Annotated in this window: 17 protein-coding genes; 14 read left to right on the forward strand and 3 right to left on the reverse strand. The window is 45.9% G+C overall.

What is annotated here, in order from left to right; all coding sequences use genetic code 11:
• Positions 1-39: 39 nt before the first annotated feature.
• The gene (locus tag D1B31_RS05440) at positions 40-510 is read right to left on the reverse strand and encodes a hypothetical protein (RefSeq protein ID WP_118919738.1); all 471 of its coding nucleotides are present in this window, start codon (positions 508-510) and stop codon (positions 40-42) included.
• A 172-nt stretch (positions 511-682) separates the two neighbouring features.
• On the opposite strand from D1B31_RS05440, the gene D1B31_RS05445 reads away from it, so the two are divergent.
• On the forward strand, positions 683-1531 hold the full coding sequence (locus D1B31_RS05445) for an MBL fold metallo-hydrolase (protein ID WP_118919739.1): 849 nt from the start codon (positions 683-685) through the stop codon (positions 1529-1531).
• Positions 1532-1573: 42 nt separating this feature from the next.
• Here the strand turns inward: D1B31_RS05445 and D1B31_RS05450 are convergent, their stop codons facing one another.
• The gene (locus D1B31_RS05450; protein ID WP_118919740.1) at positions 1574-2947 is read right to left on the reverse strand and encodes a dipeptidase; all 1374 of its coding nucleotides are present in this window, start codon (positions 2945-2947) and stop codon (positions 1574-1576) included.
• A 218-nt stretch (positions 2948-3165) separates the two neighbouring features.
• Here D1B31_RS05450 and D1B31_RS05455 point away from each other — a divergent pair, with 218 nt between their 5' ends.
• The gene (locus D1B31_RS05455; protein ID WP_118919741.1) at positions 3166-6618 is read left to right on the forward strand and encodes a DUF2339 domain-containing protein; all 3453 of its coding nucleotides are present in this window, start codon (positions 3166-3168) and stop codon (positions 6616-6618) included.
• Here D1B31_RS05455 and D1B31_RS24130 read toward each other — a convergent pair.
• Complete coding sequence (locus tag D1B31_RS24130) at positions 6615-6812, reverse strand: hypothetical protein (RefSeq protein WP_118919742.1); 198 nt, start codon at positions 6810-6812, stop codon at positions 6615-6617. The two genes, D1B31_RS05455 and D1B31_RS24130, sit on opposite strands and share 4 nt — an antisense overlap.
• Positions 6813-6949: 137 nt before the next feature.
• On the opposite strand from D1B31_RS24130, the gene D1B31_RS05465 reads away from it, so the two are divergent.
• From D1B31_RS05465 to D1B31_RS05520, 12 genes are all read left to right on the forward strand, one after another.
• Entirely contained in the window at positions 6950-7162 is a 213-nt protein-coding gene (locus D1B31_RS05465; protein ID WP_338036455.1) for a YkvA family protein, read from the forward strand.
• Positions 7163-7215: 53 nt separating this feature from the next.
• Positions 7216-7887 (forward strand): TerC family protein, encoded by a 672-nt coding sequence (locus tag D1B31_RS05470; protein ID WP_118919744.1) that lies wholly within the window; start codon positions 7216-7218, stop codon positions 7885-7887.
• A gap of 712 nt (positions 7888-8599) precedes the next feature.
• Positions 8600-9553, forward strand: a complete 954-nt coding sequence (gene paaA / locus D1B31_RS05475; protein WP_420846067.1) for a 1,2-phenylacetyl-CoA epoxidase subunit PaaA — start codon at positions 8600-8602, stop codon at positions 9551-9553.
• Between the two features lie 41 nt (positions 9554-9594).
• The gene (gene paaB, locus D1B31_RS05480) at positions 9595-9969 is read left to right on the forward strand and encodes a 1,2-phenylacetyl-CoA epoxidase subunit PaaB (RefSeq protein ID WP_118919746.1); all 375 of its coding nucleotides are present in this window, start codon (positions 9595-9597) and stop codon (positions 9967-9969) included.
• Positions 9938-10759 (forward strand): 1,2-phenylacetyl-CoA epoxidase subunit PaaC, encoded by an 822-nt coding sequence (gene paaC / locus D1B31_RS05485; RefSeq protein WP_240035181.1) that lies wholly within the window; start codon positions 9938-9940, stop codon positions 10757-10759. Before paaB ends, paaC begins: the two co-directional genes overlap by 32 nt.
• A gap of 29 nt (positions 10760-10788) precedes the next feature.
• Entirely contained in the window at positions 10789-11295 is a 507-nt protein-coding gene (gene paaD, locus D1B31_RS05490; protein ID WP_275670696.1) for a 1,2-phenylacetyl-CoA epoxidase subunit PaaD, read from the forward strand.
• Positions 11296-11615: 320 nt separating this feature from the next.
• Entirely contained in the window at positions 11616-11924 is a 309-nt protein-coding gene (locus D1B31_RS05495; RefSeq protein ID WP_118919749.1) for an EthD family reductase, read from the forward strand.
• Positions 11917-12696: an enoyl-CoA hydratase/isomerase family protein gene (locus tag D1B31_RS05500; RefSeq protein WP_118919750.1), complete on the forward strand. Its 780-nt coding sequence runs from the start codon at positions 11917-11919 to the stop codon at positions 12694-12696. Before D1B31_RS05495 ends, D1B31_RS05500 begins: the two co-directional genes overlap by 8 nt.
• A gap of 13 nt (positions 12697-12709) precedes the next feature.
• A complete protein-coding gene (locus D1B31_RS05505) occupies positions 12710-13483 on the forward strand; it encodes an enoyl-CoA hydratase-related protein (RefSeq protein ID WP_118919751.1) in 774 nt (257 codons plus the stop codon).
• Positions 13484-13517: 34 nt separating this feature from the next.
• The gene (locus D1B31_RS05510; protein ID WP_118919752.1) at positions 13518-15035 is read left to right on the forward strand and encodes an aldehyde dehydrogenase family protein; all 1518 of its coding nucleotides are present in this window, start codon (positions 13518-13520) and stop codon (positions 15033-15035) included.
• Positions 15036-15128: 93 nt separating this feature from the next.
• Positions 15129-15992: a 3-hydroxyacyl-CoA dehydrogenase gene (locus D1B31_RS05515; protein WP_118919976.1), complete on the forward strand. Its 864-nt coding sequence runs from the start codon at positions 15129-15131 to the stop codon at positions 15990-15992.
• A 15-nt stretch (positions 15993-16007) separates the two neighbouring features.
• Positions 16008-17216 (forward strand): thiolase family protein, encoded by a 1209-nt coding sequence (locus D1B31_RS05520; RefSeq protein ID WP_118919753.1) that lies wholly within the window; start codon positions 16008-16010, stop codon positions 17214-17216.
• Positions 17217-17233 lie beyond the last annotated feature (17 nt).

The raw sequence follows: 17233 nt of genomic DNA on the forward strand, positions 1-17233 counted from the left end.
CGCCAATACAGGCTGCCAGCCTCTTTCATTGGAAAGCATTTAATCTTTCCTGAATCCTTCTTCGGCCATGTATTCCTCGACTTCACGGTATGTTCCAAAGCTTTCCTCAAGGTTCACACCGTAGTAAACGTTCCAAAGTTCATCCTCGTTTACAACCTTCAGCACGGTATCATTTTTGCCCAGCCAGCGTTCCGGTGCCCCCTGGTCATCAGATATGATTGTCTCGGGCTTTGTTTCGGACAGCTGGGAAATGGATTTTCTAATGATCGTCTGCAATTCCTCGGCAGTAAAGTCCCTTATGTTCACCAAGCCCCTGTCATCCGTTTCGTAACCAGTCAATCCCGCTCCGTATACAAAACCATTCCCGTTTGGATGCAGGTGATAGACGACATTCTTTTTGTCCGTGACGCTTTCTTCGAATTGAAAATTCACACGGCCGAGCGAAACATTCTTTCTTGTAAGTTCTTCGAACGCTTCAATAATTTTAAGTTTTTCTTCAAAGGATAACATATGTGCCTCCACATCATTCAATATCATCTAAGTATAGCAAGACCGGCATAGCAGAGCAAATAGCTTTTTCCATAATGGATAGAATATGAACAATCAAACAAACCTAAACCGTGAATGATGACAGGACAAGCTGGGTATTAGATAAAAAGAGTGAAGAATTGGAGGTTAGACAATGAAAAACAAAGCAGAAAACAGATTCATCCCAATGACGAGTATTGACAGCGGCATTGGCCAACAGGTGATAAGTGACTTGTATTACTTCCCCTTTCAGATTGTCAATGTCGTATTCTACGGCCAGCCTGGCGAAGGGAATGATTGGGTCTTGATTGATGCCGGTATGCCAAGATCCGGCGATAATATTATCAAAGAGGCCGAAGAGCGTTTTGGCAAAAACAATCCACCAAAAGCACTTATTCTCACACACGGTCATTTTGATCATATAGGCGGCATTACGGAATTAATAGAGAAGTGGAAAATGCCAGTTTACGCACACGAATTGGAATTGCCGTTCTTACAGGGTGAGCAGGATTATCCTGAGCCGGACCCAACGGTTGAAGGAGGGCTGCTCGCCAAAATTTCGCCGTATTATCCAAACGAAGCAATCGTTGTTGAGGGTGATCTTCGGGCTTTACCGATGGACGGTTCAGTTCCGTTTATGGAAGGCTGGAAGTGGATTCATACCCCTGGACATACTCAAGGCCATGTATCCCTTTATCGTGAGTCGGACGGTGCTCTAATCGCCGGGGATGCGTTTGTCACGGTAAAACAGGAATCCCTTTATAAAGTATTTACTCAAGAACAAGAAATTAGCGGACCGCCAAGGTATCTAACCCCAGATTGGGAAGCCGCCAGAACGTCGGTCGAAAAACTGGCGTCGCTGCATCCAACCATCGCCATTACCGGTCACGGCAGGCCAATGGAAGGGGAAACCTTGCGAGAAAATTTACAAATGCTCGTTGAAAAATTTGACGAAATCGCCATCCCTGACTACGGAAAATTCGTCGACGGGAAGAAGGATTAATAAAATGAGGCAGCCATCACTTCTATGGCTGCCTCTTCATATTCAAAGTCCGTTGCTAAGCTTAAACAAATAACGGATGATCACTTCCAACCCTTTGTCAAAATTCTCCAAGTTAAAGTGTTCATTTGGCGCGTGAAAATTTTCATTCGAAAGGCCAAAGCCCATCATGACCACCGGAATTGAAAGGATTTCGCTGAACGCGGCCACTATTGGAATCGAACCACCGCCTCGAACATATGCGGTCGGAACCCCATAAACTTCTTCATATGCTTGTCCCGCAGTCTGAATGGCGGGATGATCGAAAGGTGTAATGAAAGGAGCCCCTTTATCGAATTGGGAAACAGAAACCGTAACACCAGCCGGAGCCGCCTTTTTAACATGCTCCTCGAGGAGGTCGGCTATTTCCTGGGGATCCTGGTCGGGAACGAGCCGGCAGGTGATTTTGGCATGGGCTTCAGACGGAATGACCGTTTTGATTCCTTCGCCCTGGAATCCCCCATAAATGCCATTCACTTCAAGGGTAGGCCTTGCCCACATTCGTTCTAGTGCAGTAAAGCCTTCTTCACCATGGAGATCCGGAACGCCAAGTTGCGTTTTTAGATTTTCCTCACTTTGCCCCAAGCTTGCAAATTCTGCCCGTTCTTCTTCTGTCAATTTTCTCACCTTGTCATAAAATCCTTCAACAGTGATGACTCCGTTGTCCGCGCGCATTGTTGAGAGAATTTCTACAAGGGCATGAATCGGATTTTGCACAGCGCCTCCGTACAGTCCTGAGTGAAGGTCACTGGCCGCTCCCCTGACATCAATCTGAATGCCGCAAAGGCCGCGCAGCCCATAGACAATGGCAGGTTTCCCACGTTCAAGAAGGGTTGTATCGGAAATAACCAAAACATCCGCTTTAAGAAGCTCTTTATTTTTTTCAACAAATGAAGGAAGAGTCGGGCTTCCGATTTCCTCTTCTCCTTCAATAAGGAACTTGATGTTCACTGGCAACGTGTCGCGCGTTTTTAAAATGGTTTCAACAGCTTTCAAATGCATAAAAACCTGGCCCTTGTCATCACTGGCGCCGCGCGCATAAAGTTTATTATCGCGTATTTCAGCCTCAAAAGGAGGGCTCTCCCACAGCTCAACCGGATCCACTGGCTGCACATCATAGTGTCCATAAACGAGGACAGTCGGTTTGCCTTCTGCTTTCATCCATTCACCGTAGACGATGGGATGACCTTTCCCTGTAAAAATATCAACACGATCCAATCCAATGTCCTTCATCATTTCTGCAGTCCAATGTGCTGCCTTCCTCATTTCAACCTTATACGATGGCAGGGCGGAAATGCTTGGAATCGCTAAAAACTTTTTTAATTCAGTAAGTTGCTTCTCCCTGTTATGTAGTAAATAGTCCCGAAGCTGCTGATCCATGAATTCTCCCCCTTATGGTTCTTCAATTACTATTTCTATTCCGTAAACACTAATTCCTTTTTTCTTTCAAAATAACATCCTTTACACTTGCGAAGAAAAATTTTCTACAAAAAGATTGAGTCTTTTCTTACAAAAGTGTAAAATTACACTACAGGATGTAAATTTTGGAATTATTACCATCTTTACAATAAAATTAAGCTCTTATAGGGGGAAATGAAATGGAACCTCATTTCAGAAGTGAAGCCAGAAGGATCTTCAGGCGCGAACTATTTAATATGAAAGAGGAGGGATATTTACCTTCCGACGTTGTGGATGAAGTTGCGAAAGCGCATGTTCATTACCACCAGGATCTTCTCGCTGAGGACCGGAAAAGAGAGGCAGCCCGTGTGGCCGAACGGAAACAGCAAATTCCAATCCAAAACCCTCAAACTGTCAAGGCTGCCGCGCCAGTGCAAAGACCGCCAGTCCCAATTAAGCCAAAAAGGATATTAACAAGTGAACAAATCAGGGAGCGGAACATCTCCTGGCTGCTGAATATTGGGGTCATATTTCTTCTGATTGGCGGTTTGTTTGTTGCCACAAGCAATTGGGAAACAATGACGCCCGTAATGAAAAGCAGTTCAATCGCACTTGTTTCACTTCTGTTTTATGGCTTTGCGTACTTGTCTGTAAAAGTTCTTAAAATAGAAAAGACTGCTTTCGCCTTCATCGTGTTGGGGAGTTTATTCCTGCCAATTTACGTCCTTTCACTAGGCTGGTTTGGGCTGCTCGGCCCATACTTGTCAGTAAACGGGGAAGGCCGCTATTTACTCGGCTTTTCAGGGAGTATCCTGCCAGCGTGTGCATATGCTTTTTTTGCAAGTAAATTGAAATCTCGATTGTTCGTTTGGTTTACGTTTATTGCAACATCGGTTGGAACAGGGTTTTTATTAGCAGCCTTGGACATGCCAATTGATTATTTTTACCTCGGTATCATGGCCTATAATGCAGTGATCATTTTCCTATTCTTCAAAGTGAGGGGCCGGGAGCCGTTTCGATTATTTGCAAAAGAATTTCCTGTTTTCATCCAAGCGAATCTTGTCATTTCCACACTGCTACTGTTATTTTTCTTCGACAACCAACTTGTTTATAGCTTTAATTTGCTGCTTACAGCTGTCATTTATTTATCAATGATGTATGTTAGCGGAAGAAAGGAATACCACTTTATTTTTAGCGCAATGCTAGTGTATGGTGCATACCAGTTGATCGAAAATTCCTTCCTTGAATCGGGCAGTGCCATATTTTATGCTCTTCTCGCATTCGGGTTTGTGCTTGTTCCAAAAGCCTTAAAAGGTAATTTGCTGCTCGAACGGGCATTTCGTTTAACGAGCGCCGCCATATCGGTTCTAGCCTTTCTCTACATTACGATTGAGGGAATCTCGCTCCGTTCTGGTGAGCCATCATTTATCCTGGTTATTGCATACTTGATTATAGCTGGCAATTTCCTTTATTTAACTCATGCTGAAAAAGAGAGGCTGTTTCCGTATTTAAGCGCGCTTTTCCTTGGAACGGCCGTACACGAGGCAATTGCTTTATTCTCAAAACACGTTTATCCACTTAGTCAGCAGACCGCCATTTTTACGGCTGGCCTAATGGTATTCTTTCTCATTGGTTTTATGCGAGCAAATAGAACGATAGCTCCTTTAAAGAATCCTTCGAGAGACCTTGGGCTTGCGACAATGCTTCTGGCGGTCGTGTTGACACAAGGAGTACAAAATTGGTTCGAGCTTGGGATTATGCTGGCTATTCTCGCTGCCGCTGCCCTGGCCGTTACTTTTGCCGAAAAAAGATTTACACTTCAAAAAATGGCTGTGTGGGCAGTCCCGGTTTCGCTCGGGCTTTCAGTACTGGCATTTGGCCAAGAGGCTGGTTTAATTTGGCCTGTGATCTGGGAGAAATATAGCCATCCAGTCTATTTTTCGACAGGCGGCGTACTCCTGCTTGCTCTAACCGCCCTATGGAGGAAGCGGGGCAGCATGGAACTTACCGGATCATTTTTTTACACAGGGCAATTGTTCTATACTCTAGGATTGCTCTTATCCGCTATAGGAGAGTGTGACCCAGTCATCGTCCGGCCTGTACTTGTATTTGGGGCATTGGCTGTTTATTGGCTATTATATAGAACACACAGGCTGAATGCCGTTGCTTTTTTGCTAAGCGCCGTTTCACTAGGTTTTTATTATTCAATCATGTCTTCCGCATCCAACCTCATGCACCTAAGTGGTTTTGCAAAAACAATTCTTATTCCAGGAGGCGCTGCATTCCTTTTATTGCTCGCACTTGGTTTTAAAAGAAGGGACGGCCTTTTATTTCAGAGTTTTGCCTGGACTGGGCATACTGTTCTTCCGGCTGCATTGATGCTAGTATGGGCAGCCTATCCGGATTGGTGCATTTACAGCCTTGCAGTGGCCGTTGCCATTTACGGCGTAAGCAGCTCGATTGCCAAAGAGGATTGGAAGGAAATTGTGTTTATGTATGCTGCCTTTACTTCGGGTTATTTATCTTTAAGTAAAGGATTTGAACTTGCATGGTCGGAAATAACAGCCGTTTATGCGTTTCCGGTAACGAGCCTTATGGTCCTGATTGTTTGGTTCGCGTTAAAGGGAAATCTGAAAAAATGGGCTGCATATTATTTTACAGCTTTTTCAATGCTAGGCATCGCTTTCCTTACATTTACTTACCCTTTTACAATGTTTCCGTATGCAGTCACAATCCTATACGCCGCGGGAACCTTGGTCTTTTTGCATAAGATGAAATGGGATCTGCTCGGCATCGTTCCAATATCGTTTGTCATTTTTGCAACGATGGAATACTTGACAGGGGCTCGTTTCACGAAAGAAGCAGCTTTGGCACTGTATGGTACTCTTGGCCTTATCCATCTTTTCACTGGAAAATTTGTTTATCGCCAACTTGCAAAACTTACAAGCCAGATTGAGAACTCAATTATTGATTGGTATACCATTGCTTCGCTATTCTTTTTCGGCTCAATGTATGCTTTTAATGATTCATCCATTTGGTTTGCACCACTGCCGGGTTTGCTGCTATCGTTTGCAATTTGGCTTCAGCGTGACAGGGTTGGGACAAAGGCGGGGTTCTTTCTTCCAATCGGTGCAGGAGCGTTTCTGCTTCAACCATATTATGAAGTGATTGGACATCTGGATATTCCGTCCTTATTCGAGATGGAAGCAGTTGTTCTTCCATTCGTAGCACTTGTAATTTTTCTAAGGAAATCGTTGAAAGGACGCTACACGAATCTGACTGGAAAGCTTCAGTGGGCTGTACTCGTTTTTACAGCACTGGTCCTCATCCAGGACGGCCTACAGAGCAATACGATTTATGATGCTCTGCTACTTGGAACCCTTTCACTTATTTCAATGCTTGCTGGAATGTTCCTGCGCATAAAGTCTTATTTCTTCACTGGCGCTGGAGTCCTGTTGCTAAATCTCTTCCTGCAGACACGACCGTTCTGGGGCAATCTGCCTTGGTGGGGCTATCTTCTTGCCGTTGGGTCGCTTTTGATCGGAATCGCTAGCTATAACGAGTGGAAGAAAACAAACCAGGGAGAAGGGAAGGAACCACTCGGAACCCGCTTCAAACGAAAGTTGGAAGTCTGGCTCAAGGATTGGCATTAAAAATCCTTGACGAAACAAGGATCTTTTTCTAAAATTAACCCATAGTCCTTAAAGGGGAGTAGCTTGTACAGCAAAGTCGTCATGACGGGAACATTCCCCGGCTTTGCTGGCAACCAACTGTTGTTAGCGAGACCTTTACCGCCTGCGGTAAAGGTCTTTTGTTTTGGCTGTGTTAAACCAGCAATAATTGGCAATATATGCACTTTTAACCGAAGCGGATAACGGGAAATAGTCCAGTATATATTGCTGAAAAAAATTGAGGTGAATGAAAATGAGGAAATTTTGGAAACGAATAAGATTAGTCTTCCAAATAAAAAAGTTTGGTCCCTTTTTGTTAGATTTTTTTAAATCCTCTCACGTACCTGTCAAAAGAAAGATTCTTTCGGTTGGGTTATTCGCAGGATACCTGCTGTTTCCTTTTGATGCAATTCCTGATTTTCTGGTGGGATTCGGTCTGATAGATGATGCCGCGGTCCTGTTACTCGTTTTACAGCAGATCATTAAATTGGCACCTGCTTCCTTAAAGGATAAACACGGAATGTAGCAGGAATAGTTTTAAGGCTTAAGCCAAAAATAGTTGTATGGAGTGATTTGTGTATGGAGTTATTTTCACCTGAGTTTTGGTCGGCCTTATTTTCGCTCGTCATCATTGATCTTGTCCTGGCAGGGGATAATGCCATTGTAATAGGGCTCGCGGCAAGAAAGCTCCCGAAAAACCAGCAGAAAAAGGCAATTATCTGGGGAACGGTCGGTGCGATTTTTATCCGGGCGACAGCAACAATCTTCGTTGTATGGCTCCTTAAAATCCCTGGCTTGCACTTGATTGGCGGTATTTTGCTTGTCTGGATTGCGTACAAGCTTCTTACCGATGAAAGTGAACATAATTTAAAAGCTGGCACGAGCTTCTGGGCTGCAATTAAAACGATTATTATTGCAGATGCCATGATGGGCCTTGATAATGTGCTTGCTGTGGCCGGAGCGGCAAACGGGCATCCACTTTTGGTCATCATCGGACTTCTAATCTCTATACCGATTGTGGTCTGGGGAAGCACGATCATTCTTAAGTGGATGGAAAGGTACCCGATTATTATTACGTTCGGAGCTGGCGTCTTGGCCTTTACCGCATCCAGGATGATTACGCAAGAAAATTTCTTGGCCGGGTTTTTTGAGGACAACCCTATCCTTAAATGGGGATTCATCGCCATTGTCATAATCGGGGTGATCTTTGCCGGCAAGTTTAAGCAAAGAAGGCTGGCAGAGCAGCACTAAAAAACCGCAAATTCATGGATGGTATCTGCATCAAAAACTTAGTAGAGAAAAAACAGCAAAATTTTTTGCTGTTTTTTCTTTTACCCCCAAACAGGGGATAGCGCTTCCGAATCCTATGTCAAAAGAAAGTTTGGAGGTTTCGGCATGGATATCACTCCAGTAGATATTGACCGACTGCTTGATTCATATAATAAACCAGACGATCATCACATGGAATTTGATTTAGTCCATGTTGAACTTGACACATTTTTGGAAAACAATTAATTTCAATGCGTTTCTCACCCTCTTTCTATAAATTTCCGCCCTCTGCAAAAACTGTAGAGGGCATTTTTTTATTTTTAAGGCTTTGTTATACGTGGCTGTTGATTTCCTCTCCGGGCACACGCTTTCCGCGGGGCGTCAGTGGAGCCTCCTCGGCGCTAAAAGCGCCTGGGGGGTCTCCACCTTGCCGCTACATCCCGCCGGAGTCGGTGCCCTCCGCTCCAATCAACGCAGGTGAAAATCAAGTTTCGTCTTTAACACAGCCATTTTTAAAAGAGTATGAAGCATAGAGTAGATGTGATGGATGAAAGAAAAAGTAATATAATCAATTTTCAGAATTATCATTTGACTTTTCACTATGAAGGGGTTATTTTTGAAGTAATTATATAACACCATTACTCTATACCGGTAAAATACCGTTATATGAGGCAGACTGGAGGGGTTAAATTTGGTGACTGCTGGCCACTTGTCTGAAGAGAAAAAGCTTGAGAGGTTCATTGAGCGAATTAATGCCGGCGAGAAAATCGAGGCGGACGATTGGATGCCGGAAGAGTATCGGAAGACCTTGATTAAACTGATTTCGATGCATGGAATCAGTGAAATCATGGGAGCTCTTCCTGAAAAAGAATGGGTGCCTAAAGCACCTTCCCTGAAAAGAAAGCTGGGCATCATGGCAAAAGTCCAGGATGAAATGGGCCATGGACAGCTTTTGCTTCGGGTTGCCGAGGATTTGATGAAGCCTTATGGAAAAAACCGTGAGACAATCATGGAAGACTTGTTCAGCGGGGATCTTAAATTTCACAATGTTTTCCATATGGAAGCGCCGACATGGGCGGATGCGGGACTTATCGGATGGCTTGTCGACGGCGCCGCGATCATAACGCAAACGAATATGCTTGATGCTTCATATGGCCCTTATGCAAGGGCACTTAAAAGAATTTGCGCGGAGGAAGTTTTCCATGCGCAGCATGGTGAGTCGATTATCATTGCCCTTGCGGAAGGGACAAAAGAACAGCGGGCAATGATTCAGGATTCGCTTAACCGTTGGTGGGATTCACTACTGATGTTTTTCGGCCCGGGGGATGCATCGACAACAGGAACATCCAAGCAGGATACTACAATTAAATATAAAATCCGCACGAAAACAAATGAACAGCTGAGGCAGGATTTCTTTACGAAATACATTCCTAGAGTCCTTTCACTTGGCTTGACGCTGCCCGACGAAACGATACGGTTTGATGAAGAAACCGGAAAGTGGGTATACCTTCAGCCTGATTGGAGCCTATTTAAGCAGATTATTAAAAACAAAGGCCCTAAATCAGAAGAAAGGCTGAGGCTCAGAAAAATATCGTATGAAACGAACGCCTGGGTACGCGAGGCATTAGGATCTGAGGACGTCTCTTGAATGGTAATAGAAGTGATGGAACTGTGAGGGGAGTGGGTGCTTTGCCAGAAAACAATTTTTATCAGGAGTATGAGGTGTTTAGCAGAAGGTCGGATACTGCGCCGATGCAGTACCAGTTTTCCCTGCTGGCTCCCAACCAGGAACTGGCCCTCGTCATGGCGCAGGAAAATTTTATGCGCCGCGAGCCTGTCTCTGATATTTGGGTTGTAAAACGGACTGCAATCCGCAAGATGACCATTGAAGAAAAGGAAACGTTGAAAAGGCTGGATAACAAAGATTATAGGAATACAAAGGGATACGGATATTTAAAGAAAAAATGGCGCCAGTATGAACAGGAAATGCTGGATGAAAAGGAAATCATGTCATGGGGAGGCGGTGGATGCGGTGCAGATCAAAACACCAGAAGCGGCAGCTGAAAACTTGAATTACAAAGAAGCCTTGATCAATTTGTTATTCCAGTTGTCAGACGATGATTTCATTGTTGCTTACAGAGGCTCTGAGTGGCTCGGACTCGCGCCTCATATTGAAGAAGATGTTGCTTTTGCCTCAATCAGCCAGGATACGATGGGCCATGCAGCTATGTTTTATAAGCTGCTTGAGGATTTGGGAGTTGGTCCGGTTGACAGCCTTGCACACGCAAGGACTGCCGCGGAACGAAAAAATGCTGTTTTGCTTGAACTCGTGAACGGACCCGGAACCTATATTAAGGAGCCCCAATATGACTGGGCGTTTGCCGTCGTCCGCCACTATTTCTATACTATTGCAAAAAAAATAAAGATGGTGGCATTGATGAGTTCTTCCTATAGCCCGCTGGCCGAAGCAGCTGCACGGGTAAATATCGAACTCTATTATCACCACCTTCATTGGAAAACGTGGTTCAGCCAGCTCATGTCTGCTGGAGGCGAAGCGAGGACACGGATGGAAGCTGCCATTAAAAAAGCGTTTGACACAGCTGGCGACCTGTTTTCTTATGGAAATATGGCAGGAGACATCACGGGTTTCAATTTGATTGACGAAAGTTCGGCACTTCAGGAGAAATGGCTGGAACAGTTAAAAATGGTATTCGATTCTGTCGATTTTGCCTTGCCGGAGCAACTAGGAATCAAAATGGGCAATGGCCGAGATGGCCAGCACACGAAAGATCTGGAAGAGGCACTCTCTGTGTTAAGTGAAGTTTACAGATTTGATCCTGCGGCAGCATGGTAACGTAAATTTTTGCAAAAGGGATGACCGCTGTGGAAGCGAAAAAGGTGCCAGACAACCTGGCGAGGGACTTAGTTTTGAAAGCGCTTTATTCTGTCATGGACCCGGAAATTCCGTCTGTTTCGATTGTTGACCTCGGCATGCTCCATGACATCAGTATTGATGGGTCAAGGGTCGAGATTTCACTGATTCCAACCTTCCTAGGCTGCCCAGCGCTTGACATCATAAAGGGAAATACCGAAAAAGCGTTAATGGCACTAGGGGAATTTACAGAAGTGGATGTGCGCTTTATTTACAATCAAATTTGGACAACAGACCGGGTAACAGAGGAGGGACGGTTACGGTTAAAGGAATTTGGCATCGCCCCGCCGCCGAGGGAGCTTAAAGATGGCGGCTGGGAAGTTGATTGTCCGTTTTGCGGTTCGCCTTATACGACACTCGACAATATTTTCGGCCCGGCTGCCTGCAGAAGCATCCTATATTGCCGTTCCTGTAAAAATCCATTCGAGGCAATGAAACCAGTCTCGAATTTAATGTAAGGCTTCATCAATTCAAACTTCTAATCATGTTTTCACTAAGTTGATTGGAGTGAAGGGCACCGACTCCGGCGGGACGTGGCGGCAAGGTGGAGACCCCACAGGCGCCAAAGCGCCGAGGAGGCTCCACTGACGCCCCGCGGAAAGCGTGTGCCTCGTGACAGGCAAAAACCGCCTGTCCCTGCGATGACTATTCACAGGAGCCTTCCTTTGCGTAGCGGAAATCAACAGCATTTACAAATTGGAATGTAGATGTCCATTCGGCAGTAAGGGCGAAACCGAATACCTAGTTTGCCCTATAAATGATAAGGGAGAGAAGCTAAATGATAAAAATGATTGCGCTTTACAAGCATCCGGAGAACAAGGAAGCATTTGACGAACACTACTTTAAAACCCATGGACCGTTAACAGCAAAAATTCCAGGCCTAAAGAAAATGGACGTAACGAGGATTATTGGCAGCCCAATGGGCGGGGAAGGCAAGTATTATTTGATGTGTGAAATGTATTATGAAGATATGGCCTCATTTAAAGCTGCAATGAAAACCGATGAAGCGAGGGCATCCGGAAAAGATGTCATGAGTTTCGCCGGCGACCTTGTCACAATGATGATTGGTGAGGAAGTGAATGAGTAGTAAGCCAAGGTACATCGAAACGCGAACGGATGGCCCTGTAGGTTTTATCGAACTGAATCGCCCCGAAGTCCTGAATGCATTAAATAGAGTCATGGTTGCTGAAATCCTAGCCTCTATGGAGGAATTCGACAGGAATGACACAATCAAAGTCATTGTTCTGAGCGGAAAAGGACGCTGTTTTGCAGCGGGTGCGGACATCGATGAAATGGCTGAAGCCGATTCAGTGGAAATGGAGCTCCTCAATCAATTTACAGATTGGGACCGGCTTTCTTGGATTAAAAAACCTATAATTGGCGCTGTCCACGGGTTTGCCCTTGGCGGTGCTTTCGAGCTTGCTCTATGCTGTGATCTCCTTTTTGCTGCTGAGGATGCTGAATTCGGATTTCCTGAGGTGCTTCTCGGGATTATGCCTGGAGCAGGCGGAACCGTTAGGCTGACGAAACTTGCCGGAAAAACAAAAGCGATGGAATGGCTGTTTACCGGGAAACGGATTTTGGCAAAAGAAGCCCGTGATTTCGGGATTGTCAACCAGCTCTTTGCAAAGGAAGCGCTCATGGAGGAGACAGCGAGATACGCTCACCAGCTGGCAAAAATGCCTCCGCTCTCGGTTCGGTATATTAAGGAATCCGTGCTTAAAGCGGTTGACGCATCTATTTATGAAGGGATGCAATTCGAGCGAAAGAATTTCTCACTTTTATTTTCATCCGCTGACCAGAAGGAAGGCATGCGAGCTTTTATGGAAAAGAGAAAGGCGAATTTCAAAGGCCGATAAGGAGGTACATAGCGTGTTTGAAACAGTTATCTATGAAATGCGGGATTCCACAGCTTGGATTACGCTCAATCGGCCGGATAAACTGAATGCTTTCACAGCCCAGCTAAACAAAGATGTTGCAACAGCCGTCCGATCAGCCGCAAAGGACAAAGAGGTCCGGGCCATTGTAATTACCGGGGCTGGCAGGGCTTTTTGTTCCGGACAGGATTTAGGGGATGTAGATGAAACGACCGATTATGGCGATGTCCTTAGGAATCGGTACAATCCAATGATTATGGAAATTGAAAAATGTGAAAAACCGGTGATTGCAGCTGTCAATGGTGTTGCGGCAGGAGCCGGAATGAGTCTGGCCCTCGCATGCGATTTCAGGGTTTTATCAAATAAGGCAAGTTTTGTTCAGGCTTTCATTCACGTCGGGCTTGTGCCGGATGCCGGAAACCTGTATTACCTGCCAAAGCTCGTCGGCCACGCAAAAGCCCTGGAGCTTGCAGTTCTAGGCGAAAAAATTTCCGCTGAGGAATGTTTACGACTTGGATTGGCGACGAAGGTCGTAGCGGCTGAGTCCTTTTCTGATGAGGCAGAAGCATTTGCGGGCAGGCTGGCTGCGATGCCTACAAAAGCAATCGGTCTAATCAAAAGGAACCTTAAGTCGAGCTGGGAAACAGGGATGGCCGATTTCCTTGAAAGGGATGCCCAGAGCCAGCGGATTGCAAGCCAGTCCCATGATCACAAAGAAGGCGTCCAGGCCTTTATGGAAAAGAGAAAACCAGAATTCCAAGGATTTTAATCAGAATAATTTTGCCATAAAAGGAGCTGTTACTATGTCGACAATAAAAGAGCAAAAGCTTGAACCGCTTGAAATGAAGCGCGATTACTATCGTCTGATTATTAACGGGGAGAGGGTGGATAGCCAGTCGGGTGAAACGTATGCGGTTGTTAATCCCGCTACAGGTGAAGAGATTGCCAGAGTTGCAAAAGCGTCGATTGCCGATGCCGAGCGGGCCGTTGAAGCTGCTAGGCAGGCGTTCGACAACGGGAAATGGCGCAGATCCCCTGTCAATAAACGTTCACGTACGTTAAATAAAATTGCATCTATCATGCGCTCCAGATTTAATGAATTGGTAGAGTTGGAGATTCTTGATACAGGGAAATCACTTTCAGCCGCACAGGGGCAGGTGATGCAGGCAATTGAGGATTTCGAATTTTATGCGGGAGCGATTGTCAGCCATCGCGGCGCGGTGAACAGCATGCCGGGCGCTTTCCAAAATATAACCGAAAAAGAGCCGGTGGGCGTCTGTGCACAAATTATTCCGTGGAACTACCCTCTTATGATGGCGGCTTGGAAAATCGCCCCGGCGATCGCGGTTGGCTGTTCAATCGTCGTTAAGCCAGCGTCGCTTACGCCTTTAACTGCGATCGTTCTTGGAGAAATCTGTATTGAGGCAGGCGTATCGGAAGGAGTTGTCAATATACTACCAGGTGCCGGTTCTGAAGTCGGAAATTACCTCGTCGAGCATCCGAAAGTCAATAAAGTGGCATTCACAGGCTCCACACCGATTGGAAAAGATATTATGGCAAAAGCTTCGCAAACGCTGAAGCGTGTGACGCTAGAACTGGGCGGCAAGTCCCCGAACATTGTCTTTGAAGACGCGGATATTGATGCGGCGGTTGATGGTTCCCTGTTCGGCATTTTCTATAATAGCGGCCAATCGTGTGAAGCACGGTCTCGCCTTTATGTTCACGAAAGTATTTATGATGAGTTCATGGAAAAGTTTATTGGCAAAACGAAAAAGTTGAAGCTTGGCAATCCATTTGAGAAAGATACCCATGTAGGGGCGATTATCAACCGCTCACAGCTTGAAGTAATTGACGGTTATGTGCAATCCGCCATCCAGGACGGAGCAAAAGCAGAAGTTGGCGGAAAAGAAGCGGTTGTGGAAGGCTATGAAAATGGCTTCTGGTATGAACCTACCATTCTTACAAATGTACACCATGAAATGAAAGCTGTCAGAGAAGAGATATTCGGGCCGGTTGTTGTCGTGATGAAATTTTCGGACGAAAAGGAAGCAATTAAACTTGCAAATGACAGTGATTACGGCTTGGGCTCAGCTATTTGGACAAAGGATTACGGCAGGGCGACAAGGGTCTCCAAGCAAATCCAAGCAGGAATTGTCATGGTGAACTGCCCGTTTTCAGCGTTTCCGGGAACGCCTTTCGGAGGCTATAAGCAGTCAGGATTCGGAAGAGAGCTTTCAATTGAAACGCTTGACCTTTATACAGAAACGAAGAGTATCATTTCCTATTATGGTCCAAGACCATTAAACCCGCTTGGCGTGTAGGGATTTGTTTTCAATGAGGTAAGCAGCCGGCACTTTGCAAAAGGTGCCTGGCTGTGTTTTTCATAGTCTGCTAATGGGGAGTGGGACATGAGGATGGAACATGTGGTTGTCATTGGGTCGGGAGTCATGGGGCGCGGCATTGCTTATGTAAGCGCGGCGGGAGGCTTCACTGTTACACTTGTCGATATCCGCCAGGAACAGCTTGATACGGCGAAAGAGGAGATCATGGCAATTTTTGAAGGTGCCAGGAGGCGCGGGAAGCTTTCACAAACGGATATGGAAAATGGTATCCAGAGGTTATCCTACTCGATTGAACTTAGGACAGCAGTTGAAAAAGCTGATCTCGTTATTGAGGCTGTTCCGGAAGTGCTAGCAATAAAAAGAGACATATTTGAAAAAGTAGACCGGCATGCGCCAGATCATTGTTATTTTGCAACGAATACATCAACGATGAGCCCCACCGAAATCGGTTCATTTACGAACAGGCCTGAAAGAGTTATCGCGATGCATTTTTTTAACCCAGTCCATAAAATGAAGCTTGTTGAAATTGTCAGGGGACTTGAAACGAGTGATGAAACTGCCGCTGCAATCAGGGCGGCTGCCGAAAAGATGGGCAAAGAAACAGTAGTCGTCAATGAATTTCCAGGCTTTGTAACGAGCAGGATCAGCGCATTGGTCGGCAATGAGGCCTTTTATATGCTTCAGGAAGGAGTTGGCACCCCTGAAGAGATTGATAAGGCGATCAAGCTTGGTCTTAATTATCCAATGGGGCCGTTTGAGCTCGGTGATTTGGTCGGCCTTGATACGAGATTGAACAATTTAAACTATCTTCATGAAAAGCTTGGGGAAAAGTACAGGCCAGCCCCGCTTCTTGAGCAATATGTGAAAGCCGGCCGGCTCGGCAGGAAAAGCGGGCGCGGTGTGTATGATTACAGAAATGGAGATAAACTCCAATAAACGGGGGTTGCCGGTTTGAAACAAAGAGAAGCAGTCATTATTGATGCCGTACGGACACCGATTGGCAAATATAACGGCGCATTGAAACATGTCAGGCCAGATGATTTGGGAGCTGTGGTGATCCGAGAACTCATTGAAAGAAATCCAACAGTCGATTTAGAAGAAATTGAGGAAGTAGTGTTCGGAAATGCCAACCAGGCGGGTGAGGATAATCGGAATGTCGCGCGAATGTCGGCACTTCTGGCCGGTTTGCCGGTATCGGTTGCCGGAACGACAATCAATCGTCTCTGCGGTTCAGGGCTTGATGCCGTCAACTATGCTGCCAGGGCGATTATTGCAGGTGAAGGCGATATTTTTATCGCGGGCGGAACGGAAAGCATGACTCGTGCCCCGCTAGTGATAGCAAAACCTTCAGCAGGTTTTCCTAGAGGCAATATGGAACTGATCGACACAACGATCGGCTGGCGATTCATTAACAGGAAGCTTGACGAACAATACGGGACTGACAGCATGCCTGAAACAGCCGAAAATGTTGCCAGGGAATTTTCGATCAGCAGGCTGGAGCAGGATGAATTTTCATATCAGAGCCAAATGAAAGCAAAGGAAGCTGTTGAAAAAGGGATCTTTCTTGACGAACTGGTTCCGGTTCGATACCGTGACAGAAAAGGAAATGAGATCGTCGTAGGGAAAGACGAACATCCACGAAGTGACACTTCTCTGGAAAAGCTCGGTCAACTTCGGCCACTTTTTCCAGGTGGGACTGTAACCGCGGGCAATGCTTCGGGTGTGAATGACGGGGCCTCGGCGCTTCTGATTATGAGCGCTGAAAAAGCGGATGAGCTCGGTTTGAAGCCGCTCGCAAAATATGTGGTGTCGGCTGTTGCCGGACTTGAACCGAGAATAATGGGGATTGGGCCTATTTATGCCACCCGGAAGGCATTGCAAAGGGCGGGCCTTCAACCCGGTGATATTGGACTCTGTGAATTAAATGAAGCTTTTGCTTCTCAATCCATCGCCTGCATCAATGGAATGGGCATCGAGCGCGAGAAAATAAACGTCAATGGAGGCGCGATTGCCTTTGGGCATCCCCTTGGCGCCAGCGGCGCCCGCATTCTGACTACACTCGTCCATGAAATGAAAAGAAGGGACACCCGATACGGCTTGGCGACAATGTGTGTCGGCGTCGGACAGGGGATTACGACCATTATTGAAAGTATTAAATGAATTTTAATAAGACATAG

Origin of the sequence: Neobacillus notoginsengisoli, assembly GCF_003515685.1 — a bacterium.
Lineage (GTDB): Bacteria > Bacillota > Bacilli > Bacillales > Cytobacillaceae > Bacillus_D > Bacillus_D notoginsengisoli.